The organism is Variovorax paradoxus, from assembly GCF_030815975.1.
Taxonomy (GTDB): Bacteria; Pseudomonadota; Gammaproteobacteria; order Burkholderiales; family Burkholderiaceae_C; genus Variovorax; species Variovorax paradoxus_N.
Genome location: NZ_JAUSXL010000001.1, coordinates 378,663 through 401,135 on the forward strand (window position 1 = coordinate 378,663; position 22,473 = coordinate 401,135).

General features: G+C 65.1%; 26 protein-coding genes. 12 read left to right on the forward strand and 14 right to left on the reverse strand.

All coding sequences use genetic code 11. From position 1 onward, the window contains the following. Positions 1-14 precede the first annotated feature (14 nt). From QFZ47_RS01755 to QFZ47_RS01765, 3 genes are all read right to left on the reverse strand, one after another. Complete coding sequence (locus QFZ47_RS01755; RefSeq protein ID WP_307653981.1) at positions 15-1,475, reverse strand: sensor domain-containing diguanylate cyclase; 1,461 nt, start codon at positions 1,473-1,475, stop codon at positions 15-17. Positions 1,476-1,553: 78 nt separating this feature from the next. Next, positions 1,554-1,886, reverse strand: a complete 333-nt coding sequence (locus tag QFZ47_RS01760) for a type II toxin-antitoxin system RelE/ParE family toxin (protein WP_307653982.1) — start codon at positions 1,884-1,886, stop codon at positions 1,554-1,556. Further along, positions 1,883-2,146, reverse strand: a complete 264-nt coding sequence (locus tag QFZ47_RS01765; RefSeq protein ID WP_307653983.1) for a type II toxin-antitoxin system ParD family antitoxin — start codon at positions 2,144-2,146, stop codon at positions 1,883-1,885. The genes QFZ47_RS01760 and QFZ47_RS01765 overlap by 4 nt, the downstream gene beginning before the upstream one ends. Before the next feature lie 303 nt (positions 2,147-2,449). Between QFZ47_RS01765 and QFZ47_RS01770 the strand changes: the two genes are divergently transcribed. After that, on the forward strand, positions 2,450-3,265 hold the full coding sequence (locus QFZ47_RS01770) for a class I SAM-dependent methyltransferase (protein WP_307653984.1): 816 nt from the start codon (positions 2,450-2,452) through the stop codon (positions 3,263-3,265). A gap of 75 nt (positions 3,266-3,340) precedes the next feature. On the opposite strand, the gene panD is transcribed toward QFZ47_RS01770, so the two are convergent. From panD to QFZ47_RS01785, 3 genes are all read right to left on the reverse strand, one after another. After that, entirely contained in the window at positions 3,341-3,742 is a 402-nt protein-coding gene (gene panD, locus QFZ47_RS01775) for an aspartate 1-decarboxylase (RefSeq protein ID WP_307653985.1), read from the reverse strand. Between the two features lie 76 nt (positions 3,743-3,818). Continuing rightward, entirely contained in the window at positions 3,819-4,574 is a 756-nt protein-coding gene (locus QFZ47_RS01780; RefSeq protein ID WP_307653986.1) for a winged helix-turn-helix domain-containing protein, read from the reverse strand. 210 nt (positions 4,575-4,784) lie between these two features. Beyond that, positions 4,785-5,015, reverse strand: coding sequence for a hypothetical protein (locus QFZ47_RS01785; protein ID WP_307653987.1), 231 nt, complete (start codon positions 5,013-5,015; stop codon positions 4,785-4,787). A gap of 799 nt (positions 5,016-5,814) precedes the next feature. Between QFZ47_RS01785 and QFZ47_RS01790 the strand changes: the two genes are divergently transcribed. Next, positions 5,815-6,006, forward strand: a complete 192-nt coding sequence (locus QFZ47_RS01790) for an ESPR domain-containing protein (RefSeq protein ID WP_307653988.1) — start codon at positions 5,815-5,817, stop codon at positions 6,004-6,006. Beyond that, positions 6,003-6,206, forward strand: coding sequence for an outer membrane protein assembly factor BamE (locus tag QFZ47_RS01795; protein ID WP_307653989.1), 204 nt, complete (start codon positions 6,003-6,005; stop codon positions 6,204-6,206). The genes QFZ47_RS01790 and QFZ47_RS01795 overlap by 4 nt, the downstream gene beginning before the upstream one ends. Positions 6,207-6,218: 12 nt before the next feature. Here the strand turns inward: QFZ47_RS01795 and QFZ47_RS01800 are convergent, their stop codons facing one another. After that, complete coding sequence (locus QFZ47_RS01800) at positions 6,219-7,130, reverse strand: LysR family transcriptional regulator (protein ID WP_307653990.1); 912 nt, start codon at positions 7,128-7,130, stop codon at positions 6,219-6,221. A gap of 129 nt (positions 7,131-7,259) precedes the next feature. On the opposite strand from QFZ47_RS01800, the gene QFZ47_RS01805 reads away from it, so the two are divergent. From QFZ47_RS01805 to QFZ47_RS01825, 5 genes are all read left to right on the forward strand, one after another. Continuing rightward, complete coding sequence (locus tag QFZ47_RS01805) at positions 7,260-8,261, forward strand: tripartite tricarboxylate transporter substrate binding protein (protein WP_307653991.1); 1,002 nt, start codon at positions 7,260-7,262, stop codon at positions 8,259-8,261. Positions 8,262-8,278: 17 nt separating this feature from the next. Further along, on the forward strand, positions 8,279-9,484 hold the full coding sequence (locus QFZ47_RS01810; RefSeq protein ID WP_307653992.1) for a M20 aminoacylase family protein: 1,206 nt from the start codon (positions 8,279-8,281) through the stop codon (positions 9,482-9,484). Positions 9,485-9,515: 31 nt separating this feature from the next. Continuing rightward, complete coding sequence (locus tag QFZ47_RS01815; protein ID WP_307653993.1) at positions 9,516-10,460, forward strand: AraC family transcriptional regulator; 945 nt, start codon at positions 9,516-9,518, stop codon at positions 10,458-10,460. 72 nt (positions 10,461-10,532) lie between these two features. Beyond that, positions 10,533-10,970, forward strand: a complete 438-nt coding sequence (locus tag QFZ47_RS01820) for a DUF4019 domain-containing protein (RefSeq protein WP_307653994.1) — start codon at positions 10,533-10,535, stop codon at positions 10,968-10,970. A gap of 138 nt (positions 10,971-11,108) precedes the next feature. Next, positions 11,109-12,344, forward strand: coding sequence for an MFS transporter (locus tag QFZ47_RS01825; RefSeq protein WP_307653995.1), 1,236 nt, complete (start codon positions 11,109-11,111; stop codon positions 12,342-12,344). A 143-nt stretch (positions 12,345-12,487) separates the two neighbouring features. On the opposite strand, the gene QFZ47_RS01830 is transcribed toward QFZ47_RS01825, so the two are convergent. Beyond that, a complete protein-coding gene (locus QFZ47_RS01830) occupies positions 12,488-13,408 on the reverse strand; it encodes a LysR family transcriptional regulator (RefSeq protein ID WP_307653997.1) in 921 nt (306 codons plus the stop codon). Between the two features lie 171 nt (positions 13,409-13,579). Here QFZ47_RS01830 and QFZ47_RS01835 point away from each other — a divergent pair, with 171 nt between their 5' ends. The 4 genes from QFZ47_RS01835 (at position 13,580) to QFZ47_RS01850 (ending at position 16,190) form a co-directional block, all read left to right on the forward strand. Further along, positions 13,580-14,182 (forward strand): NADPH-dependent F420 reductase, encoded by a 603-nt coding sequence (locus tag QFZ47_RS01835; RefSeq protein WP_307653998.1) that lies wholly within the window; start codon positions 13,580-13,582, stop codon positions 14,180-14,182. Between the two features lie 3 nt (positions 14,183-14,185). Then, positions 14,186-14,689, forward strand: coding sequence for an SRPBCC family protein (locus tag QFZ47_RS01840; RefSeq protein ID WP_307653999.1), 504 nt, complete (start codon positions 14,186-14,188; stop codon positions 14,687-14,689). A gap of 99 nt (positions 14,690-14,788) precedes the next feature. Then, entirely contained in the window at positions 14,789-15,583 is a 795-nt protein-coding gene (locus QFZ47_RS01845) for an SDR family NAD(P)-dependent oxidoreductase (protein WP_307654000.1), read from the forward strand. Positions 15,584-15,647: 64 nt separating this feature from the next. Continuing rightward, positions 15,648-16,190, forward strand: coding sequence for an SRPBCC domain-containing protein (locus tag QFZ47_RS01850; RefSeq protein WP_307654001.1), 543 nt, complete (start codon positions 15,648-15,650; stop codon positions 16,188-16,190). A gap of 40 nt (positions 16,191-16,230) precedes the next feature. Here QFZ47_RS01850 and QFZ47_RS01855 read toward each other — a convergent pair whose 3' ends face one another. The 6 genes from QFZ47_RS01855 to QFZ47_RS01880 are packed head-to-tail and all read right to left on the reverse strand — an operon-like array spanning position 16,231 to position 22,407. Beyond that, positions 16,231-17,427: an MFS transporter gene (locus QFZ47_RS01855; RefSeq protein WP_307654002.1), complete on the reverse strand. Its 1,197-nt coding sequence runs from the start codon at positions 17,425-17,427 to the stop codon at positions 16,231-16,233. Beyond that, on the reverse strand, positions 17,424-18,176 hold the full coding sequence (locus QFZ47_RS01860) for an aspartate/glutamate racemase family protein (protein ID WP_307654003.1): 753 nt from the start codon (positions 18,174-18,176) through the stop codon (positions 17,424-17,426). Before QFZ47_RS01860 ends, QFZ47_RS01855 begins: the two co-directional genes overlap by 4 nt. Before the next feature lie 28 nt (positions 18,177-18,204). Then, positions 18,205-19,623, reverse strand: coding sequence for a dihydropyrimidinase (gene hydA / locus QFZ47_RS01865; protein WP_307654004.1), 1,419 nt, complete (start codon positions 19,621-19,623; stop codon positions 18,205-18,207). A 26-nt stretch (positions 19,624-19,649) separates the two neighbouring features. After that, positions 19,650-20,465 carry an ABC transporter permease gene (locus QFZ47_RS01870; protein ID WP_307654005.1) on the reverse strand — a complete coding sequence of 272 codons (816 nt, stop codon included), beginning with the start codon at positions 20,463-20,465 and terminating at the stop codon, positions 19,650-19,652. A 7-nt stretch (positions 20,466-20,472) separates the two neighbouring features. Beyond that, the gene (locus tag QFZ47_RS01875) at positions 20,473-21,339 is read right to left on the reverse strand and encodes an ABC transporter permease (protein WP_307654006.1); all 867 of its coding nucleotides are present in this window, start codon (positions 21,337-21,339) and stop codon (positions 20,473-20,475) included. A gap of 24 nt (positions 21,340-21,363) precedes the next feature. Continuing rightward, positions 21,364-22,407 carry an ABC transporter substrate-binding protein gene (locus QFZ47_RS01880; protein WP_307654007.1) on the reverse strand — a complete coding sequence of 348 codons (1,044 nt, stop codon included), beginning with the start codon at positions 22,405-22,407 and terminating at the stop codon, positions 21,364-21,366. Positions 22,408-22,473 lie beyond the last annotated feature (66 nt).

Sequence of the window (22,473 nt, forward strand, 5' to 3'; positions counted from 1 at the left end):
GCCGCCGCTGCGCTCTAGTCGCGGCGGCGCTCGGCGCCGGTCTCGCGGTAGTGGCGGGCCTTCTCCTCGTACATCGCACGGTCCGCGCGCTGCAGGGCCGCATCGAGCTGGTCGCCGGCGTCGCAGGTCGCCAGGCCGATCGCGAGGTTCAGCACACGGCCGCTTGGTCCCGCGTAGAACTGGTTGTTCAGTTCGAGCATCGAAGCGATGCGGTCGCGGATCGCCTCGGCCCCGCGTTCGTCCGTTTTCGGCAGCACCACGGCAAACTCGTCGCCGCCGATGCGCGCGGGCCAGCCGGGCTCGTCGACCGCCTTGCTAAGCACCTCGCCCACGCGCCGCAGCAGCGCATCGCCGGCGGCGTGCCCGTCCTCGTCGTTGACGGGCTTCAGGCCGTTCATGTCGATCACCAGCACCGACACCGGCCACGGCCCCTTGCGCGACAGCCGGTTCAGCTCTTCCGAGAAGAAGGCGCGGTTGCGCAGCTGCGTCAGCACGTCGTGCTTGCCCAGGTATTCGAGGTACGCCTCGGCCTTCTTCCGGGCCGTGATGTCGATCAGCGACACCAGCACCAGGTCCCAGGTGGCGAGCCGGTCCTCGAGCACGGCGAACTGCATGTGGATGTTCACCAGGTCGCCCGTGAGCGCGTAATTGACCACCTCCCGCTGCTGCAGCATCTTGCCGTTCCACAGGTCCAGCAGCTGCTCGGCGAAAGAGTCGTGCATCTCGTCGCGGAAGATGCCCGAGAGGTTGTCCAGCAGCTCGCTCTTGTCGGCCGCGCCGAACATGCGCAGGGTTTCCTGGTTGACGTCGATCACGCGGATCTCGCGCATGCAGCGCGTGATGAACTCCGGGTGCACCTTGATGAAGGTCGTGAAGTCGGTGATGCCGCGCTTGCGGATGTCGTCGAGCAGGGTCTTGACGCCGCTGAAGTCTTCCACCCAGAGCGACACCGGCGAACGCTCGAACAGCTCGCGCGCATAGCGCTCGCTCTCCAGGCGCAGCCGCTCGGCCCGCACGCGCTCGGTGATGTCGTCCAGCGACACCAGCACGCGGTCCCACAGCGCCTCGTGCCCGGGCAGCACCTGCACGCGCACGTGCACGTCGAGCCGGCGGCCGTCCAGCGCATAGTTGACCGTCTGGTTGTCGAAGCAGAGCTTGCCGCGCCAGAGCTGGTCGAGCTCGTAGATGACGGGTGCGGTCATGTCGTCCCGGAAGATGCTGCCCAGCCGCGACAGCAGCTCGGCCTGGTTCGACGCACCGAAGAGGGTGAGCGTGCTCTGGTTGACGCTCAGCACCTTCAGTTGCGCCATGCAATCGCGCACGCGCTGCGGCTCGGCATTCAGGTGCTCCACCAGATCCACCACGCCGGCGCTGCGCCAGGCGCCGAACAGCTCGCGCAGTCCGCTGTAGTCCTCGAGCCAGAGCGACATCGGCGCAAACTCGAACATCGCTTCGTAGTCGGTGGAAGACGGCATGTACTTGTCCTTCGTGCGGGTTGCGGCCGCAATGATGCGCCTTCCCGGAGGCTGCGCCCGGGGCGCAGCCGGACCCGGTCAGGAGCCGATCTCGGAAGCGCGCATCCACGCGGGAATATCGCGCTGGCCGTGGAGGACGCGCCAGACGTCGATGCAGTCAGGCTGTTCGAAGTAGAAGACCAGGTGGGGAAATCGAGTCAACGGCCAGAAACGAAGCCCTGGCAGACCGAGCTCATGCGCGTAGCTCGCAGAGCCCGTGCCCGGATTCCGACCGATGTGGCTGTAGGCCTTTTCGAGTTCGTCGATGAAGTCGAGTGCGGCACTTGCCGCATCTTCACTCAGGTAATGGGCGACGGCCTCGTCGACGTCCTGGTTGGCCTGCTCTCGCGGGACGACCGTCTTCGCCTTCACCTCTTGGCGCCGGCCTTGCCGGCCTTCTTGCTTGCGTTGCGCACCCTTTCGCGCAGGCCATCGAAGTAGGCCTTGTCTGCCCCGGCGGCGGGAGCCGAGCGGCCTCCTTGAAGCAGCAGACTGCGCAGCTGCAGTCTCTGCTGGTCCTTGCGGATGAGTTCGCGCACATACTCGCTGCTCGTGCCATAGCCGCGTTCGGAGACTTGCTCGTCTACGAACGATTTCATGGCCTCTGGCAGGGATACGTTCATCGTGCTCATGGCGCAAGCCTATCTCGGTTGGCAAAATTTGGCAAGCCTGCGGCTCGGCCGACGGTTCCTCGGTGAGTCGAAAAGAAGAGATCGGAAAGCACGCATGAAGACCTGACAGGTGGATCGACATCAGCGCCCCACGGCGGGTCCCGCCCGCATTCTGACCGGCAAGGCAGCCCGAGGTTGACGGGGGGCCTGCGCGCGTCCACCATGGTGTGTCGCTGCTCATGCCGCAGTCGGCGGATGCACCAGGGAGATTGGCTTGCCCGGAACGGTCCAAGGCGCCGTTCAGGGCTTTCAAGGAGAGATCTCATGGCTGCTGAGAGCGACAAGGTGTTCGCGGGCTCGATCCCGAAGTTCTACGACACGCTGATGGTCCCGCTGATCTTCGAGGCCTATGCCGCCGACATGGCGGAGCTTGCCGCCGCCTCCTCGCCCGGCGCGGTGCTCGAAACTGCGGCCGGCAGCGGCGTGGTCACGCGGGCGTTGGCGCCCAAACTCGGCGCCGGCGCGCGCTACGTCGTGACCGACCTCAACCAACCCATGCTCGACTACGCCGCGAGCCGGCAGGGCCCCGACAGCCGCATCGAATGGCGGCAGGCCGACGCGCTTCATCTGCCGTTCGAAAATGCATCGTTCGATGTCGTCTGCTGCCAGTTCGGTGCGATGTTCTTCCCCGACCGGAGCGCCGGTTACGCCGAGGCGCGCCGAGTGCTGAAGCCGGGCGGGCGGTTCGTCTTCAATGTCTGGGACCGCATCGAGGAAAACGCCTTCGCCGACGAGGTCACCGCCGCCGTTGCCACGGTGTTTCCGCACGACCCTCCGCGGTTCCTCGCCCGCACGCCGCATGGCTATCACGACGTCGCGCTGATCCGCGGGGATCTGAGCCGCGCAGGGTTCACAGACATCGAGATCCAGACCCGCGAGAAGCTGAGCCGCTCGCCCTCGGCCCGCGAGGTGGCCATGGCCTACTGCCAGGGAACGCCGCTGCGCAACGAGATCGAGGCGCGCGACGCCAGCCTGCTTCAGCGCGCGACCGACCGCGCGGCCGAGGCGATCGCCAGCCGCCATGGCGAAGGACCGGTGGCCGGCAAGATCCAGGCGCATGTGATCGTGGCGGCGGGATAGCCAGGTCCCGGCAGGAGGCTGGCGCCGCCTCACCGCGACCTGCGCGCGCACCTCGTCCCCTGGAACGCGTCCGCGCTAGACCGCGATGGCCTCGCCCGAAGCCGCCTGCACCGGAATGTGCGCGCGTTCTTCCTTGATGCGGTTGGCGCCGTCCACGAACACCAGCCTGGGCTTGTGGCCCGCCACCTGGTCTTCGGGCACCAGGCCGAAGGCCGCGATGATGATCAGGTCGCCCACCGAGGCCCGGCGTGCGGCCGAGCCGTTGACCGAGATGATGCCGGTGCCCCGCTCGCCGCGGATCGCATAGGTGACGAAGCGCTCGCCGTTGTTGATGTTCCAGATATGGACCTGCTCGTTCTCGGCCAGGTTGGCGGCATCGAGCAGGTCTTCGTCGATGGCACAGGAGCCTTCGTAGTGCAGTTCGCAGTCGGTGACCGCAACGCGGTGGATCTTGGACTTGAGCAGGGTACGGAACATGGGTGAAATCTTTCTCTCTGCGAAGGTGGGACGGCCCGCTTTCCATGATGAGGGCGGGCGTAGGATAGCCCGATCCTCACTGCGCCAACTTCGCGGCCCTGGCGTCGCCTGAAACGTAGGCGAGCTGGTAGCCCCGGCGGTAGATGCCGCGCAGCACGAATCCGTTCTCTTCACGCAAGTCGAGCTTCTTTCGCACTTTGGTTGCGCAAACGTCCACCGTTCGCGTGCCGAGCCGGGGCTTGCTTTTCCAGACCCTCGTCAGCAGCCACTCGCGCGTGAGCACTCGGCCGACGTTCCGGAACAATTCCAACGCAAAGGTCCATTCGAGTTGTGTGAGATGGATCTTGCGGCCGCGGTATTCAACAGAGATCGATTCAGGGCAGAACTTGTAGTCTTCCCAGGTCATCTCGCCTTCCAGCCGGCCTATCTGGCCTGGGGCATCCTGCTTTTTCAGGAGCGCTTGAATGCGCCATTCCAGCTCCTGGACTCTCGTCTGCAGGACATTGAAGTCCATGATGTCGTCCCATGAGGAGGCTTCCGAAGCCTGGGGCGAGAGAAGTTTCCATTGCTCCTCTTCCACGACCAAGAGCGTTGGAATGCGAAATCTCCTGCATACCTCGGGCAGGCCCTTGTGCTGTGGCTGGTCATGCAGAGTCAGAAGCAGCAGATGGAATCGCTGCCCCATGCAGAACGCAATCAGGAAATCGGCAGTGTTGGTGAACAGACTGGGTTCGTATCCCAACAGAACCAGCTCGTCGTGCAGGGCGGTGAGGCGGTCGTTCGTGGTGCCAAGGAGCGCGACCGACAAAGGTTGGACAGCTTGTGTCGTCATCGCTGCTCTACTCTCACTGGCTTGTTCACGATTTCACTTAGAGCGGTTTGCTCTAACTATTAAGGATGGGACACAAAGGCTATTCAACAAAAACAAGGTAGCAAAGGTACAAACGCACGAACCGGCTGCGCGGCGACTAGAAGATGACTGGCAGTGCGGGGCGAATGATGGCTAGTGCAATCGTGTGGCGTTTGTAAATAAAGCAGGTGCTCATTTCAGACGGCGCTTCGGCAGACGGAACTGCGCACTGTCCTTTGCGGCCATCCGCCCGATGATGACGGCCTGGCGCATGTGATAGATCACCTTGCGCAGCACACGCTCCGCCTCGTGCTGAAGGAAGTCGTTGGCCTTCGGGTCCTTGCGATACATCCGGAGGATCGTCGCAGCCTGCATCACCTTCTGCCGGCTCTTGAGTGTGTGCAAGCGGGAGAGATCGTGCAATTCGGTCCTCGTGGCCCATGGCCAGAATGCGGTTTCATGTCGGCAAGAGCGCTTCACAACGTGTGCAAGTCCTGCTCGCGAAGCAAGAGCGGCCCAAGCTGAAACTCCAGTCCGGAAGATCAGATAAGAAGACTAGCCATGCACACAGGCCACTCACAAGTGTCGATTGCCCGACAGCGCAGCGACCATGACTAAAGGTGCGTGTTCGATGAAAGTTCCGCTGTTGAGAACCATTTCGCACTAATCGGCTGACATGCTTGCGCTGGTGGTCATGGTGGTTGCGCTGTCAGGCTGCTGCTGCCTATGAATGCTCCACACATCTGAATACGCTCATTACAGGATTCGTGTTTATGCAGGGAGGGCTGGCAAAGCCGGCCGGTGAGTGTTTCGGAAATTCGTTTCGTCGCGCATAACCGTTTTTTCCCTTTTCTTGGCGCAGTTCGCGCCGCTCCCTGCCTTCATCTCGATCCGCGAGGCCTCGCCACCGCGTCTGTCACACGCCGGCGTGGAACCTCGGTTTTCTTGCGCCAGCAAACAACGAGATCGACAGGGGGTTTCATGACTATGACTACAGCAACCGCGAACAGGAAGGCGCCGGCAAGTGCCGCCGTTCTGGAGAGTGGCGATATCCGCTCGTTCGAAGCGTTTGTCACGCAATCGCGCTTGCCACTTCCGATTTTCTAGATCGGATCTCGCCAGCCGCTCAGCGTAGTGATCGGCATCGTCCGCGAGAGCCCTCTCCCCAGTCTTTCATCTCGGTTTGCCACACACCAGTGGCCGCCGTTCAAGTCCTCTTCTCATGAACAAGTCATATCGCTCAATCTGGAATAAATCGCTCGGCGCCTGGGTGGCCGCCTCTGAAGCCACCAAGGCGCGGGGCAAGAGATCGAGTGGCGGCAGAGCCATGGTGGCGGTGATGGGGCTGGTGCTTGCGGGGGCGTCCGGCGTCAGCGTGGCGGATTACACCAACAGCAACGGCACCATCACATGAGCAAGGACCAGCTCCTTGACCTGCTTGGCAAGCCGCATTTCAGCGACGTCCTGGTGGATGTGCGCGAGTGGGACTACGTCTTCAACCTGCGCACCGGACCGGCCCCTGCGTTCATCACCTGCCAGTACAAGGTGATCTTCGACAGCAGGCACAAGGCGCAGTCGTTCCATTGGCAGCCGGCAAGCTGCGCCGGCCAGTAAGAAGAAAGCGCCTCAATCGTGCAAGCGTTCAGCCACGAACTCGCGAAACAAGGCCATCGACGGCGCCTCGGTGCGGCCGACCAAGGTCACGATGGCAAAGCGCGTGCCGCTCAGCAGCGGTGGCGTCGTCACCAGCTCGACCAGCTCGCCGGTCTCGAGGCCGCTGCGCGCCGCCGTCACGATGCCAAGAAAAATCGCGTCCGACACCCGGACCGTTTCGATCAGGCTCGCGATCTCTTCGCAGCGCAGGCTCACGGCCTGCTGCGGATTGGCCCGCGGGCCGAAATGCTGAATGAGGATCTGCGTCACTTCCTCGACCAGCGGCGTCGAGGCCAGCGGGTAGCGGAGCACGTCGTCGAACGATACGCCTTTTTTCTTCTTCGCCGCCGCCAGCAGCGGGTGGCCGCGCCTGCAGACAAAGCCCGCCCGCATCTCGCTCACGCGCTCGATGCGCAGATCGGGCGCGGGCACCAGGCCGCGCGTGTCGATCACCAATGCGTCGAGCGTGCGCTGGCGCAACTGAAGCAGCTGCACTTCGATGGAGCCGCGCGCGACGTGCACGCGGACCTCGGGGTGCTGCTGCGCGATGTGAATCAGGAACGGCGTCATGAGCATGGCGCCCGGGCCCGAACCCAGACCGACGCGGATCTCGCCGGTGTTGCCCTTCTTGAGCAGCTCCGCGTTGCGGCGCAGTTCCGCAGCCTCGAAGACCAGGCGCCTGGCGCGCGTGGCCACGGCCTCGCCCAAGGGCGTGAGCTCGTTGCGCTTGCCCATGCGGTCGATCAGGCGCGCGTCCAGATCGTCTTCGAGCATGCGGATGCTGCGGCTCAGCGCCGACTGCGTCAGGTGCAGTTGCTCGGCGGCGCGGCTGAACGAGCCGGTTTCGGCAACGGCGAGCAAGTGTTCCAGCTGTCTGAGGTTCATTGCCTCGGCTCCCTTGCATGAGTCTTTTTTCTTATATCAAGAAAAATTATGCATTAGACAAATAGTAGGCGCATTCCTACATTTGCGCCCAGCCATTCGCCCCCACCCACTGTTCCACAAGAAGCCTCCGTGAACCCATCTGAATTGCTGAAGAAAGCCGGAATCCTGCTGGCCGGCCTGTTGCTGTTGGCGGGCTCCGCCATGGCAGCGGATCCCTTCCCCTCGAAGCCGGTCGTGATGATGGTGCCCTACCCGGCAGGCGGCCTCTCCGACACCATCGCGCGCCTCGTGAACAACCCGCTTTCGAAGCAGCTGGGCCAGCCGGTGCCGGTCGAAAATCTGGGCGGCGTGAGCGGCGCCATCGCCGCGCAGAAAGTGGCGGGGGCGCCGGCCGACGGCTACTACCTGTTCCAGGGCTCGCCCAACGAGCTCATTCTTTCGCCGCTGGCCAACGCTGCGGTCCGGTTCAAGAGCGAGGAGTTCCGCCTGGTGCAGATGATCGGCGTGGCACCGATGGTGATCCTGGCCCGCAAGGACCTTCCCGCCAACACGGCCGACGAGCTGGCCACGCTCGCGCGCAGCGTCTCCAAGACCCGGCCGCTGACCTATGGCAGCGTGGGCGTCGGCTCGCTCTACCACGTGCTGGGCGAGCACATGGCGCAGACCCTTGGCGCCACCATGGTCCACGTGCCCTACAAGGGCGGCGCACCGCTGCTGCAGGACCTTGGAGGCGGCCAGCTCGACTTCGTCATGCTGCCGGTGTCCCTGCAGCAGATCGCGCTGGCCGAGCAGGGGCGCATCAAGATCATCGCCAGCATCAACGCAACGCGCACCGAGCTGCCTGCGCTCAAGAACATTCCAACGGTCAACGAAGGCCAGTTCCTCAAGGGCTTCAACTTCTCGACCTGGACCGGCTACTTCGTCCGGAAGAACACCCCCGACGAGGTGGTGCAGCAGTTGAACAAGGCGTTGGGCGCGGTGCTGTCCGAGCCGGCCGTGCGCACCCAGCTCGAAGCGCAGAACATGCTGCTGGCCCAGCCGATGAGCCTTTCGGAGGCCAACAAGGCCTATGCGGCCGAGACGGCGCGCTTCCGCGCGATCGCCAAGGCCATCAACCTGCAGCCCCAGTAGGCAGGAAGAGCCGATCCATGAGCGCCATATTGGAGGCCCTGCAGGCCCACGCCGATGAATTCGTCGCCATGCGGCGCGACATCCATCGCCATCCCGAACTCGGTTTCGAGGAATTTCGCACCAGCGATCTGGTGGCCGAGCGCCTCGCCCGCTGGGGCTATGCCGTGGAGCGCGGCCTCGGTGGCACCGGCGTGGTGGGCCAGCTCCGGCGCGGCACGGGCGGCAAGCGTCTGGGCCTGCGCGCCGACATGGATGCGCTGCCGATCGTCGAGACCACGGGCCTGGCGCACGCCAGCACCCGCCACGGCGTGATGCACGCCTGCGGCCACGACGGCCACACGGCCATGCTGCTCGCGGCGGCGCACCACCTTGCCACGCAGGGGCAGTTCGACGGCACCCTCAACCTGATCTTTCAGCCCGCAGAAGAAGGCCAGGGCGGAGAAGGCCAGGGCGGCGCCAAAAGAATGATCGAAGACGGGCTGTTCGCCAAGTACCCGTGCGACGCGGTCTTTGCCATGCACAACATGCCCGGCCACCCGCAAGGCAAGCTGCTGCTGCGCGAGGGCGCGGCCATGGCCTCGTCGGACCACGTGACGATCACGCTCGAAGGCACGGGCGGCCACGGCGCGATGCCGCACCGCGCGGCGGACCCCGTGGTGGCCGGATCGGCCATTGTCATGGGGCTGCAAAGCATCGTGGCGCGAAACATCGATCCGCTGCACATGGCCGTGATCACGGTCGGCGCATTCAATGCCGGCATGGCCAACAACGTGATTCCGCAGAGCGCCACGCTCGAGCTCAGCGTGCGGTCGCTCGACCGCGGCGTGCGCGACACCCTGGAGCGCCGCATCACCGAACTTGCGCAGGGGCAGGCGCAGAGCTTCGGCGTGACGGCGCGCGTTGACTACCGGCGCAGCTATCCGGTGCTGGTCAATACGTCCGCGGAAACGGAGTTTGCGCGCAAGGTGGCCCTGGAACTGGTGGGCGCGGACCGTGTCGAGCCGCAGGCGCGGCCGCTCACCGGCAGCGAGGATTTCGCCTTCATGCTGGAGCAGGTTCCGGGCAGCTATGTGCTGATCGGCAATGGCGACGGCACGGCCGACGGCATCAACGATGGCCACGGCGCCTGCATGGTGCACAACCCCGGCTACGACTTCAACGACCGCAACCTGCCGATCGGCGCAGCCTACTGGGCTCTGCTGGCGCAGCGTTTCCTGGTCTGAGCACGTGGCATGCGCGACAGGCTGAACGCCGATGTACAACCGCTGGTCCACTTCCCATATTGCCGCGCCCCAGCGCGCCGAGTTCTGGCGCGCGGCGAGCCAGGAGGCGCTGACGCCGATCACGCCGCACATTCCCAAGGCCGAGACTTTCGATGCCACGCTGACGACCCGCAGCCTGGACAACCTGATACTCAATCAGGTAGAGGTGGCAACCAGCCACAACGTCGAATGCACCGACCTCGACCTGTCGCGCAGCGAGATGCCCTTCGTGTTCGTGGACCTGTACCTGTCTGGGCAGGTGCAGGCATCGCAGCAGGGCCGCGAGATCATCGCAAGGCCGGGCGAACCGTTCCTGATCGACGGTCGCCGCAACTACCGGCTCGACCATCCGGATCCGGTCAGCATGCTCGCCCTGGCCGTGCCCTACACGGCGCTGGGCAGCCATGCGCCGGCAGTGGAGGGTCTGATTGCGCAGCATCTTCCGCACCGGGCCTCGCTCCAGCTGCTGGCCGGCCAGATGCGCACGCTCAGCGCATGGCCCCATGATCTGGAGCCCGACGAAGCGAGCCATGTGGCGGACCTGCTCGTGGGCACGTTGCAAGCCGTGCTGCAGGGCACCGGCGACGAGTCGCTGATTGCCACGAAGCACAGGTGTTTTCTTCGGCGCAGGGTGCAGCAGATCATCGACCAGCAGTACGCCGACCCGGCTCTGTGCCCGGCCAGCGTCGCGCAACAGATGGGGATTTCGGTGCGCACCTTGCACTCACGCCTGGCGCGGGACGGAACGAGCTTTGGCGCCGAACTGATGGCGCGCAGGCTCCAACGCGCCCACGCCATGCTGCGCGGCGGACCGCACGGTACCGCGACCGTCATCGAGATTTCGGCGCGCTGCGGCTTCAGCTCCCCCGCTCATTTTTCCAGGCGCTTTCGCGCCCGCTACGGCGTTCCGCCAGGCGCCGTGCGGCGCAAGGACTGAGCGGCGGGAAGAACGCGCGCGCCGCGGCACCGGTTTCATTTTTTGCATTCACCACCAGGGCACAGGGACACCATGAAACCCATTTCTCGCATCGTCGCGGCCGCGGCTTTCTCGGGCTGGCTCGCGCTGGCGTCGGCCCAGCCCGCCCAGGAACAGCTGGACCTCAACGCCCTGCAGGCGGCCGGCGTGCAGATCGCGCAGGCCGTGGACCGCAACCAGGCCGCGGTGCTGTGGGACGGTGCTTCGCCGGCGGCCAAGAGGGTGGTGACGCGCGAAGCCTTCGTCACAAGCCTGCAGCGAAGCCGCGCGGCGCTCGGCGCCGTGGCCTCGCGCACCTGGCTCGGCCTCTCGCGCCAGTTCGTCGGTGCCGGCGACAAGCTGCCGGCCGGCGCCTACATCAACATCGATTTCGTGACCACCTTCGCCGAGGGCAAGACGCAGCGCGAGCTCGTCTCGCTGCGGCAGGACGAGGACAAGGTCTGGCGCTTCGTGGGCTACGTCGTGCGCTGAGCCGCCGCGTTGCCTGCTCGCCGCCGGCCGCCGTTGTAGGACACGAAGCCGAATCCGCCCGTCCGGCGGACCGAGGCGGCTTCGTCGGCTTGCACTTGCGGCCCCATCGCCTATCGTTGAAGCCAAAGCAGGGCAGCGATGGCTGAAGAAGTTGCAACACCGCCGAGGAAATTCGCCTGGCTGTCCAGGAACACGGTGCTTCTGGCGCTGGCGAGCCTTTTTGCCGACATCTCGACCGAGATGCTCTACCCGATCCTGCCCGTCTTCCTGACGCAGACGCTGCATGCGAGCGGCAGCGTCGTGGGGCTCGTCGACGGCATTGCGCAGGCCTCACAGAACATCGTCCAGGGGTTTTCCGGCTGGCTGTCGGACAGGCAGCAGCGGCGCAAGCCGATCGCGCTCGCCGGCTATCTGTTGGCGGCGCTCGCCAAGCCGGTGATCGGCCTCGCGGCGAGCTGGCCAACGGTGCTGGGCGCGCGGTTCTTCGACCGGATCGGGGCCGGCTTTCGCTCGGCGCCGCGCGACGCGCTGCTCGCGTCTTCCGTTTCCGAGGCGCACCGCGGCAAGGCTTTCGGGCTCGAGGGCTTCGGCGACAACCTGGGAGCCTTCGTCGGACCTTTGCTTGCGGTGCTGCTGATGAGCGCGCTGGCGGTCGAGATCCGCTGGATCTTCTACATCGCATTCGTGCCGGGGCTGCTCGCCTTCCTGATGGTGCTGCTGGTGCGCGAGCGCCCGGCCACGGCGGTCGCGGCCAAGGCCCGGATCGACGTCGGGCTGAAGCAGTTTCCCAAGGCCTATTGGGCCTACCTGCTGGCGACGGCGCTGTTCGGCATCGGCAATTCGAGCAACGCGTTCCTGATCCTGCGGACCCAGGAGATCGGTGCCTCGCTGGTGACCACCACCCTCATCTACGCGGGCTTCAATCTGGTGGCGGCGCTGATCTCGTATCCGGCGGGCTTCCTGTCGGACCGCTTCGGGCGCAAGGGCGTGCTGCTGCTGTCGTTCGGGGTCTTCCTGGTGGCCTACGTCGGCTTCGCGCTTGCCGGCAGCATCCAGCTGATCGCACTGCTCTTCGTCTTCTACGGGCTTTATCAAGGCATGTTCCGCGCGGTCGGCAAGGCATTCGCCTCGGACTTCGTGCCCGAGCAGCTTCGTGCCAGCGGCATCGGCTGGTACAGCGCCACCGTGGGCCTGCTCGAACTGGTGGCCAGCATCGTCGCCGGGCTGCTCTGGGACCATGTGGGCCATGCCGCGGTTTTTCTCTATGGCGCGGTCTTTGCCGTCGTCGGCGCTGGGGCCCTGCTCGTGCTGGTGCCGGGCGGCATCGGCGGACGCGGCACACGCCCACCCCCCAACTCGCCAGAAGCCCGCTGAACGGACAAGGAGGCCGACCCCAAGTGCTCGCCGTCATCTGCTTCAGCGCGAGACCGACCGCGCGGCCGAGGCCATCGCCAGCCGGCAAGATCCAGGCGCACGTGATCGCACAATGTGTTGAGCAGCGTGACGAGCCTATCTACCTAACGTACCTGGACGACATCGGGTTGTTGCCACAAAGTCTTCAAGTGGTCGACGAACCATCGGCCGGCGGGGCCCAGCGGTTGCGAAGGCCGGTGAAATGCGGACATGGTCAACATGAAACCCGTGCGCGGCATTTCGTCCAGATCGAGGACGACCAAAGTGCCTGCCGCGATGTCTTTCTCGATCATGTGCAAGGGCATCCCTCCCCATCCCACGCAGTCCTTGAGAAACGCATATTTGGTCGACAGGTCCGCAAGGCGCCAGGTTGAAGGCGATGCAACGGCGAAATCCCGACCGGCCGTGAGGTCGGACCTGTCGGTGAGCACGAGTTGTACGTGTTTCGCCAACTCGTACAGTGGTATCCGATGACCAACGCTTGCGAGCGGATGGCCTGGCGCGGCGACCGCGACCAGCGGCAATTCGCCCAGTCGCTCGCTAACCAGTGACGGGAATGTTTGCGGTAGCGGCGACAGGATGCCCAGACTGCATCGACCGTCCAGAACCGGTTGATAGGCCGCTCCCAGGCCCTCGACGAAGAGGCGCAGTGGCGTCAAAGGAAACCGGCTCGCGAACGCTTTCGCGACGGCGCTGACCACGCCGGTCGGAAAGAACACGTCGACGACCACCGAGAGTTCTGCCTCGACGCCTGAAGTCATGAGCTTGGCGCGAGCCTTCAGCGTGTCCACCGCCGAGACGACGTTGCGCGCGTCCGCGAGCAACAGCACGCCCTCTGGCGTGAGCTTCGGTAACCGGCCCGAGCGGTCAAAGAGAACGACCCCGATTTGATCTTCCAGCCCGCCAACCCAGCCGCTCACCGCTGACTGAACGCGGTTCAGCTTTCGAGCCGCGGCCGAGAAGCTGCCCTCATCCGCGGCGGCGATAAAGGTCCTGAGCTGATCCAGGGAGACGCCATCCAGCATGGGAATGTTCTTCTATCTCGAATATAGATGGTATGAATCTCAATATACCGTCTTCTCAGAATAGGTGGCGATCCTCATCATTCGATCCATGCAGCCGGGCTGCCCGCGAAGAGCAGTACCTCGTCTGACAGCGTGCAGATCTCGGCCCCTTCGACCAACCAAGGAATCGTCATGACTTGTTCCATCATCGGCAGCGGCAGCGTTGGCAAAGCGCTTGCCCGTCAATTCGCCCGCAGCGGCATCACGGTCGGCATCGCGAACACGCGCGGCCCGGACTCCCTCGCCTCGCTGGCCCAAGAACTTGGCGACCAGGTCGCTCCCCTGACGCTGCAAGAAGCGCTCAAGGCCGACGTGATCATCCTGGCGGTTCCATTCTGGTCGCACCGCGACGTCGCCAAGGCCGCCGCAACTTGGCAGGGCAAGCTCGTCATCGACGTCACAAACGCCTATGGCGTGCCGCTGTCTGATCTCGACAATCTGCCGTCCTCGGCGATTGTGGCGAAGGCGCTACCAGGGGCGCACCTCGTGAAGGCATTCAACCATCTGCCCGCAGGAGTGCTCGCGCAAGATCCTGCCACCGCCGGTGGCCGGCGGGTGATCTTCCTGTCGAGCGACCACGAAGGCGCGACCGCGACGGTCGCCGCCTTGGTCCAGCAACTCGGTTACGCGCCGATCAGTCTCGGCAAGATTGCGGAAGGCGGTCAGCTCGTGCAGGCGCGGGACAAGAGCTGGGCCCCCCTGATTTTCCAGGACCTTTTCAAGCAGGAGAAATGAGCGATGTACGACCATGTCATCTGGCCCGAGCGCTTTGATCCAAAGACATCGGCTATCTACGCGCTGAACGACATTGACGTGAAAGCGCCGTCTGAAGTGGTGTGGAAGCTGCTCGTCAACGCAGAGAACTGGTCGAGCTACTTTCCTGCCGAAGGTCAGGTCAAGCTCCAGGCCGGTGAGAAGGAACTGACGCTCGGCACGAAATACAGCCGGGTGACGGTTGGCTTTCCGATGAGCCTTGTCGTGACCGAGTACGTGCCAAACCAAAGGCTCGCGTGGGCTACGACAGTCGACGGCGACGAGACCGGTTCGAGCGCCTACCACGGCTGGGTCATCACTCCTACGGACGAAGGTTGTCACGTGTTGACGGAAGAGACGCAACAAGGTCCCTGGTTCCTCGACATGTTGGGACACAAGCATCCCGGAGGGCTATACCGCTATCACCAAGACTGGGTCGAACGTCTTGCCCGCGCAGCGGAGGCGGAGGCTGCAAAGAACGCAGGTTGACGCTTTTTCCCCAAGTCTGGGCGCGCCGCTCAGGCAGTGACGTCCAGCCCACATCAGCGGCACTATTGTTTGGCCCGCACATCACCGGAGAGAAATTGAATGCAGATCGAACTCAAGGGCCGCAAGGCCATCGTTACCGGATCGACGGCAGGCATCGGCCGCTCGATTGCCGCGGGGCTCGCACGTGCGGGTGCATCGGTCGTCATCAACGGGCGCGGAGCAGAGCGGGTCGACGCCGCGCTACGTGAACTGCGTGCGCTGTTGCCCGACGCTGACTTCACCGGTGTGGTCGCCGACGTTTCGACGCCTGAGGGCTCAGCAGCCCTCGAGGCTCAGGTGAAGGATGCGGACATCCTCGTCAACAACGCCGGCACGGCTCATCTCAATGGCTTTTTCGAGCAAAAGGACAGCGAGTGGCTTGACCTGTTCCAGCTCAATGTCATGAGTGGTGTGCGCGCCGCACGGCACTATGTGCCTGGCATGGTCAAGCGCGGCTGGGGGCGCGTCGTGTTCATCAGCAGCGAGTCAGCGGTCATGATTCCGAAGGAAATGATCGACTATGGTGTGACGAAGACTGCGCAACTTGCTGTTTCGCGCGGCCTTGCCGAGCTCGTCGGCGGCACCGGCGTCACCGTCAACGCGGTTTTGCCTGGCCCGACCCGCTCCGAGATCCTGGGCAACTGGATGAAGTCGACCGCTGAAGAGCAAGGCATCACCCAAGTAGAGGCGGAACAGAACTTCCTGAAGACCATGCGCCCGACGACGCTCATCAACCGGTTCACGACGACCGACGAGATCGCAAACATGGTGGTCTACATCTGCTCGGAGCAGGCCACCGGTACGACCGGCGCCGCGCTGCGAGTCGACGGCGGCGTCATTCGTTCGATCCCCTGAGCTTCGCAGTCTGCGCTCTAGTGGAACTGCCTGCGGACAGTTCCCCGACTACCACGGAAAAAATATGTTTGAAGCAATCAAGTGGCCGGCGGACATGGTGCCCAGCCGCTCTCCCATTCATTTCACCAACGAGCTTGAGGTCGAAGCCTCACCCGAGACCATCTGGTCACTGCTCGTCGACACGACGAATTGGCCGCTCTTCTATCCGGGCGTCCAGGAAGTTCAACTGCTGAACGGGCACAAGGTGCTGCAAGTCGGCACGCACTTTGAGACCAATCTGGCTGGCCAAGACGTCTACGCGTCGGTGCAGGAGTTCGAGCCTATCGCGCGACTCGCTTGGGGCGGCGGTCCCAAGTCTTCCAAGGAGTCCAGGGCCTATCATGCCTGGATCATCACTCCGACGACCCGCGGTGTTCATCTATGGACCGAAGAGACAATGCAAGGGCCGCTCTGGCTCGAGTTGGCGAAAGAGGCTCCCGATATCTTCTGGCGCACCCACGAAAAGCTGCTGCAAGACCTCGCGAAGGTGGCGCTCGAGCGCGAAGCTAAGGGAAGCAGAGATGGCGTCGTTGAATTGCATGCGCTGGGACTGCGATGGATTTCGTGAAGGCGGCCCGGTGTTTTGCCACGAGCGATCAGAGTTCTAGTCACCGGGAACGCTTCAGCAGCATGCCGCCCAAGAGGCCCGCGGCAACCAGCAGGGCTGCGTACGAAACGCCGGTGCCTGTCCGGGCGCCGAGCGCCGCGAATGCAATCGGCGCCAGCGCCAGCCCCGAATAGCCGAACAGCAGCACCGCACCGGTCACCGCGCCGGCACGCGCGGGCCCGGCGATGCAGGCGACCTCGGCCATCATCACGCCGTTCCAGCCGCTGGCGCTCAGGCCCACCAGCGCGAGCAGCGTGCCGAGCACCCACGCAGGCGGGGTCGCGGGCCACAGGAACAGCGGGAGGCCCGAGGCCGCCATCAACAGCCCGAGCGCGCCCAGCAGCCGGCCGGTCGAGAGGCCGGGGCGCTGCGCAATCCAGCCCCACAGCAGGCGCCCCACAAGACCCGCGCCCTGCATGAGCGCGACCAGCGATGCAGCGAGGGCGATGGGCAATTGCCAGTGGCGAACCGCATGGCTCATCACGAAAAGGTTGAGGCACACCTGCGTGACCATGTAGACCAGCATGGTGGCCGTCAGCAGGCGCAGGGGCGCGGATGTGGCGAGCTCATGCAGGCCGCTTCTTGCACTTCCCGCGCCTGTTTCACCCTGGCCGCTCCGCGACAGCGGAGCGGCCGCGTCACCGTCGCGCCCCACCAGCCGAAGACACCAGAGCCCGACGCACAGCGCAAGCGACGCGACCAGTGCAAAGGGCAGCGCGGCGTGCCGGAAGAGCAGCAAAGGCAGCAGCAACGAACCGGCCATCGCGCCGATCTGGTTGCCGGTCTGCCGAATCGAGAACACCCACGGCCGACGCGCCGGCGGCGTGACGCGCGCAAGCACCGATGCGCTGGCGGGCGTCTCCGGGCCGAACGCCAGGCCCAGAAACAGCACAGCAGGCCACTGCGCCCAGCGCGAGGGCCCGACGCCTGCAGCGTCGCAAGCGAGGCACAGCATGGCCAGCATGACGGCCGCCATGCACAGGCCTGCCAGTTGCAGGTCGCCGAAGCGGCGGATCAGCCGCCCGGCCATCAACGAAGAAAAAGCGCCGACTGCGAACAGGCCGCTGCCGAGCAGCCCCAGCTGCTGCACCTCCAGGCCCAGCTGCGGCGCGAGCACCGACAGCGCGAAAGTGCCCATCGCCACCAGCGCCTGTACCGCCGTCAGGGCCGGCAGCGTGCGGGCAACGGCCGTACTCATCGCGCGGCGTTGCCTTCGAACAGGCGGGCGATGGCTTCCGGCAATCCACGATGGGGTTTGGCCGGTGGCGGCGCGAAGCTTCCCATCGCGGCCTTGCCAGGTTGCAGCGCCACCAGCGTTTCGGCATGGCGCACCGCGCTCGAAACACCATCGACCACGGGCACCGGCAACTGGTCGTGCAGCGCGCGCGCCAGTCCCGCTAGCGGCGCGCCGGCCAGCACGATGACTTCGGCGCAGTCTTTGCGCACCGCGCGCTCGCAGAGTTCGCGCAGGGCTTCGGCATGGTCCGACTGCACGTTGCCGATGCTGGCCAGCGGCCGGTCGAGTGCGCGAATGCTCGCGAGCCGACCGATGAGCCCGTTGGCCTCGACCACCTCGCGGTACCAGGCCTGGATGCGCTGCGAAATCGCGACGATCGAGAAGCGGTGCCCCAGCATGCAGGCCGTGGCCAGCGCCGACTCGGTCATGCCGAGCACGGGCACCGGCATCACCTCGCGCAGGGCTGCGAGGCCCGGATCGCCGAAGGCCGCGATCACTACCGCGTCGTGGCCCGCATGGTGCTCGGCCGCGAGTTGCGCGGTGGCGTAGGCGCCGATCAGCGCTTCGAAGCGGGTCTCGATGTAGGCCACACCGAAGGTCGCCGTCTGCATCGTGAGCTGCGTGGCGGGCGATGCCGTGAGCCGCGCCTCGGCCTCGATCAGTGCCGTGACGCTTTCGGAAATGTTGGGGTTGATGACCAGCAGGCGCATCGGGCGGCCGTCGTTCTGCGGCTGTCGTTCAGCGGCGCGCGGGCATAAGCGTGGGCGCACCGCAGGCCAGCAGCTGGCCGCGTCCGGGCTGCGGATGAAAGTCCGTGCCGTCCCACAGCACTTCGCCGCGGCTGAGCGTGACGCCCGGCCAGGCCTTGAGCCGCATGCCTTCGTAGGGCGTGTAGTCGACCTCGTGGTGCAGTTGGGCGTTCGTCAGCACGACGTCGCGCTTGTCCCAGATCACGAGGTCGGCGTCGGTGCCGATGGCGATCGTGCCCTTGCGCGGGTGCAGTCCGTAGGCCTTGGCCGGTCCGGTCGCGGTGAGTTCGACGAAGCGATGCGGTGTCATGCGCCCTGCGAGCACGCCCTCGGACCACAGCAGCGGCATGCGCGTCTCCAGGCCCGGAATGCCGTTGGGAATGTGTCGGAAGGCCACCTCTTCGCCGCCGGGCTTCTTGCCCTCGGGCGCGTCGTACCTGAAGGGGGCGTGGTCGGACGAGAACACCGTGAACAGCCCGTCGTTGAGTCCGTCCCAGATCACCTGTTGGTTGGCTTTGTCGCGCGGCGGCGGGCTGCACACGCAGCGGGCGCCCTTGTAGCTGTCGTCTGGCCCCAAGTCTTCCGCGGTGAGAAACAGGTACTGCGGGCAGGTCTCGGCGAACACGTTGAGGCCGTGCGCGCGCGCCCAGCGAATCTGCTCCACCGCCTCGCGGCCCGACACGTGCACGATCAGGATCGGCACGTCGACCAGCTCGGCCAGCGCGATGGCGCGGTGCGTAGCTTCGCGCTCCACCAGCATCGGCCGCGCGTGGGCATGAAAGCGCGGCGCGGTGCGGCCCGCGGCTTCGAGCCGACGGGTCAGCCACTCGATGCAGTCGGAGTTCTCCGCATGCACCATGGCCATTGCGCCGTGCTGGCGCGCCACGTCGAGCACGTCCAGGATCTGGCCGTCGTCGAGCTTCATGTCGTCGTAGGTCATGTAGATCTTGAACGAGGTGAAGCCTTCGCGGATCAGCGCGGGCAACTCGTCCTTCAGCACCGTGGGCGTGGGGTCGCTCACGATCAGGTGGAAGGCGTAGTCCACGTGCGCCTTGCCTTCGGCGCGCTGACGATAGTCTTCGACCGCGGCGCGCAGCGACTGGCCCTTCTGCTGCGCAGCAAACGGAATGACCGTGGTCGTGCCGCCGCAGGCCGCCGAGCGCGTGCCCGAGCCGAAGCCGTCGGCGGTGCGCGTGGGCGGCGGCATCGGCTGGTCGAGGTGGCAATGCGCATCGACGCCGCCGGGCGTTACCGCGCGTCCCGCCGCGTCGATCTCGCGCACGCCGGGGCCAAGGGAGAGGCCGAGCTGCACGATGCGGCCGTTGCGGATGCCGATGTCGCAATGCATCTCGTCGGAGGCTGTGATGGCGCGCGCATTGCGCACCACGAGGTCGAAATCAGGGGTCATGTATCGAGGGGAAATGAGAGAAGAGTTCAGCGCATGCGCTTGCTGATGCCCGTGAGGCGCTCCATCACGATCATGAGCACCAGCGTCACCAGCACCATGAGGCTGGACACGGCGGCAATGCTCACGTCGAGGCGGCTTTCGAGGTCTTGCCACATGCGGATCGGCAGCATGTCGGTCGATGCGTCGCGCAGGAAGAGCGACACCGGCACGTTGTCGAACGACGACATGAAACTGATGAACGCACCCGCCGCAATGCCCGGCGCAATGAGCGGCAGGGTCACGCGGCGAAAGGTATAGGTGCGGCTCGCGCCCAGGCTTGCGGAGCTCTCGAGCAGCGCGGGCGGCAGTTGCGACAGCGCTGCTACCGTGGTGCGGATCACATACGGCACGCCCACCACCGTGTGGCCGATGACGAGCGTGCGCAGCGAGAGCTCGATGCCGATGCGCGAAAAATAGATCAACGAGGCCAGGCCGAAGGCGAGGGCGGGCAGGATCAGCGGCGACATGAAGAACGAGTCGAGCACGCGTGCCATCGTTTTCTCGGAGCGCGCGATGGCCATGGCGGCCGCCACGCCCAGCACGACCGCCAGCAGCGTCGAGGCCGATGCGACCTTCAGGCTGTTGATCACCGCGTACTGCAGCTGAAAAGCGTCGGGCAGCGATTCGTACCAGCGCAGCGAATAGCCTGGCGGCGGAAACTTGAGCGAGAAGCCATTGGTAAACGACAGCACGATCACCACGACCGTGGGCGCGAGCAGCAGCAGCGTTGCAATGGTCGCGATGGCGCCCAGCACGGCGGTCAGCGCGATGGTAGCGGGTTCGTGGCGGCGGCCTGCGCTCATGATGGTGTCAGTCCGCGATGTGGCCGCGGCTCAGCCGGCCGAGCGCGTTGAACAGGGCCACGCACGCCATCACGGCGATGAGAAACACGAGCGAGATGGCGGCTGCAAAAGGCCAGTTCTGCAGCGACGACGCCTGCTGGTAGATGTACATGGGCATGAAGAGCATCTGGCCACCGCCGATGAGCGACTGCGAGATGAAGGCCGTGATGCTGGCCGCGAAGGTCAGCAGGCACCCCGCAAGAATGCCGGGCAGCGTGAGGGGCAGGGTGATGCGAACGAAGGTGCGCAGCGCGCTCGCGCCAAGCGCCGACGAGGCGTCTTCGAGGTTCGGGTCGAGCTTTTGCAGCGCGGTGATGAGCGGCAGCGCCATCAGCGGAAGCTGCACGTTGGCCAGCGCCACGATCAGCCCGCCGCGCGTGTAGAGCAGCTTGAGCGGCCCCGAGATCCAGCCCATTTCCATCAGCATCGAATTCACGATGCCCTGCCGCCCGAGGATCACCACCCATGCGAAGGTGCGCACCACCACACTGGTGAGCAGCGGCATGACAATGATCAGCATCAGCACCTTCTGCATCGTGCGCGGGCTGCGCACGTAGCTCCATGCCAGCGCATAGCCCAGCACCAGGCACAGCAGCGTGGTCTGCACGCCGAGCCAGAGCGTGTCGGCCAGCACGGGCAGTGTGAAGCCGTCGGTGGCGATCTTGATGTACTGGTCGAGCCCGAAGGACTTGAGATCGGGCGTGGCGTAGAAGCTGATGACGATCAGCAGCAGCAGCGGCGCCAGGAAGAAGAGCACGAAGAACGCCGCGAGCGGCGAGGCGAAGGCCAGGCTGTAGCCCGTGGCGGGCGGGCCCTTGACGACGGCGGTGTTCATCGTGCGGTTTGCTTCAGCGGCGGATCAGAGCTTGATCTCGCGGTTGAAGCGATCGATCCAGGCCGAGCGGTGCTCGTTGATCTTCTTCCAGTCCTGGAACACGAACTTCTTCTTCATCTCGGCCGTGTCCTTGGCCAGCACCTTGGCGATCTCGCCTTCCATCCTGACCTTGCCGTTGGTCGGAACGACCAGGTAGGGGCTGCGCATCAGCTTGCCCTGCACCTCGGGCGACAGCGCCACGTCGATCAGCTGCGCCGCGAGCGCCTTGTTGGGCGAATTCTTCACGATATGGATGCTGGTCTTGAAGGCGATGGCGCCTTCCTTCGGAGCGACGAACTCGACCGGTACGCCGCGCGTCTTCAGGATTTGAATGGCGTTGAAGTTGCCGGGGCTGATGTCGACCTGCCCCTGCTGGAACAGCGCCGCGAGCGCGCCCGGGTTGGCCGCCACGGCCGCGAGGTTGGGCTTGAGCTTCTCGATGGCCTTGAAGCCTTCCTCGACGTTGCCTTCGTTGCCGCCATGCATGCGCGCCACTTCGACCAGGAAGCCGGTGCCCAGCGTCGAATTGAGGTTGGTGATGCCGACGCGGCCCTTGTACTCGGGCTTCCACAAGTCGGCCCACGAGGTTGGCGGTGTCTTCACCGTCTCGGGGTTGTAGGTGATGCCCACGACCTGGAAGAACATCGACGGGCCCATCGGATCCTGTGCTTCGGGAATCAGGTCCTTGTAGTTCTTGCTCGCTGCAACCGGGAAGGGCTCGACCAGGTCCTGTCCGATGGCGACCAGCGCCGGACCCGGGTCGTGCAGCATCACGTCGATCGGCGGGTTGGTGCGCGCTGCCGAAACCTTGGCGATCTGGTCGACCGACAGCATCGCGTCGAGCAGCATGTCCTGGCCGCTGGCCTTCTTGAAAGCGGGCACCAGCACATCGCGGTGGGCTTCTTCCCAGCTGCCGGTGAAGGTGGCGAACACCAGCTTGCGCGCCTGCGCATGGCTGATGCCGGGGAAGAGCTCCATGGCGCTCAGGGTGAGCGCGCTGCCGAGCAGGTGACGACGGGTGAGTTGCATGGCGTTCCTTGTGAGGTGAAGGAGAAGAGCGGGATGAAGAACACTCGGAGGACTGCGAATGCAGAT

What these genes read in the sequence shown, in the direction of transcription:
- hydA (WP_307654004.1), bottom strand. Translation starts at nt 19,623, where the DNA reads ATGACCCCTGATTTCGACCTCGTGGTGCGCAATGCGCGCGCCATCACA.
- QFZ47_RS01815 (WP_307653993.1), top strand. Translation starts at nt 9,516, where the DNA reads ATGTACAACCGCTGGTCCACTTCCCATATTGCCGCGCCCCAGCGCGCC.
- QFZ47_RS01800 (WP_307653990.1), bottom strand. Translation starts at nt 7,130, where the DNA reads ATGAACCTCAGACAGCTGGAACACTTGCTCGCCGTTGCCGAAACCGGC.
- QFZ47_RS01795 (WP_307653989.1), top strand. Translation starts at nt 6,003, where the DNA reads ATGAGCAAGGACCAGCTCCTTGACCTGCTTGGCAAGCCGCATTTCAGC.
- QFZ47_RS01835 (WP_307653998.1), top strand. Translation starts at nt 13,580, where the DNA reads ATGACTTGTTCCATCATCGGCAGCGGCAGCGTTGGCAAAGCGCTTGCC.
- QFZ47_RS01855 (WP_307654002.1), bottom strand. Translation starts at nt 17,427, where the DNA reads ATGAGTACGGCCGTTGCCCGCACGCTGCCGGCCCTGACGGCGGTACAG.
- QFZ47_RS01875 (WP_307654006.1), bottom strand. Translation starts at nt 21,339, where the DNA reads ATGAACACCGCCGTCGTCAAGGGCCCGCCCGCCACGGGCTACAGCCTG.
- QFZ47_RS01825 (WP_307653995.1), top strand. Translation starts at nt 11,109, where the DNA reads ATGGCTGAAGAAGTTGCAACACCGCCGAGGAAATTCGCCTGGCTGTCC.
- QFZ47_RS01870 (WP_307654005.1), bottom strand. Translation starts at nt 20,465, where the DNA reads ATGAGCGCAGGCCGCCGCCACGAACCCGCTACCATCGCGCTGACCGCC.
- QFZ47_RS01830 (WP_307653997.1), bottom strand. Translation starts at nt 13,408, where the DNA reads ATGCTGGATGGCGTCTCCCTGGATCAGCTCAGGACCTTTATCGCCGCC.
- QFZ47_RS01755 (WP_307653981.1), bottom strand. Translation starts at nt 1,475, where the DNA reads ATGCCGTCTTCCACCGACTACGAAGCGATGTTCGAGTTTGCGCCGATG.
- QFZ47_RS01840 (WP_307653999.1), top strand. Translation starts at nt 14,186, where the DNA reads ATGTACGACCATGTCATCTGGCCCGAGCGCTTTGATCCAAAGACATCG.
- QFZ47_RS01780 (WP_307653986.1), bottom strand. Translation starts at nt 4,574, where the DNA reads ATGACGACACAAGCTGTCCAACCTTTGTCGGTCGCGCTCCTTGGCACC.
- QFZ47_RS01790 (WP_307653988.1), top strand. Translation starts at nt 5,815, where the DNA reads ATGAACAAGTCATATCGCTCAATCTGGAATAAATCGCTCGGCGCCTGG.
- QFZ47_RS01810 (WP_307653992.1), top strand. Translation starts at nt 8,279, where the DNA reads ATGAGCGCCATATTGGAGGCCCTGCAGGCCCACGCCGATGAATTCGTC.
- QFZ47_RS01860 (WP_307654003.1), bottom strand. Translation starts at nt 18,176, where the DNA reads ATGCGCCTGCTGGTCATCAACCCCAACATTTCCGAAAGCGTCACGGCA.
- panD (WP_307653985.1), bottom strand. Translation starts at nt 3,742, where the DNA reads ATGTTCCGTACCCTGCTCAAGTCCAAGATCCACCGCGTTGCGGTCACC.
- QFZ47_RS01845 (WP_307654000.1), top strand. Translation starts at nt 14,789, where the DNA reads ATGCAGATCGAACTCAAGGGCCGCAAGGCCATCGTTACCGGATCGACG.
- QFZ47_RS01850 (WP_307654001.1), top strand. Translation starts at nt 15,648, where the DNA reads ATGTTTGAAGCAATCAAGTGGCCGGCGGACATGGTGCCCAGCCGCTCT.
- QFZ47_RS01765 (WP_307653983.1), bottom strand. Translation starts at nt 2,146, where the DNA reads ATGAGCACGATGAACGTATCCCTGCCAGAGGCCATGAAATCGTTCGTA.
- QFZ47_RS01770 (WP_307653984.1), top strand. Translation starts at nt 2,450, where the DNA reads ATGGCTGCTGAGAGCGACAAGGTGTTCGCGGGCTCGATCCCGAAGTTC.
- QFZ47_RS01820 (WP_307653994.1), top strand. Translation starts at nt 10,533, where the DNA reads ATGAAACCCATTTCTCGCATCGTCGCGGCCGCGGCTTTCTCGGGCTGG.
- QFZ47_RS01880 (WP_307654007.1), bottom strand. Translation starts at nt 22,407, where the DNA reads ATGCAACTCACCCGTCGTCACCTGCTCGGCAGCGCGCTCACCCTGAGC.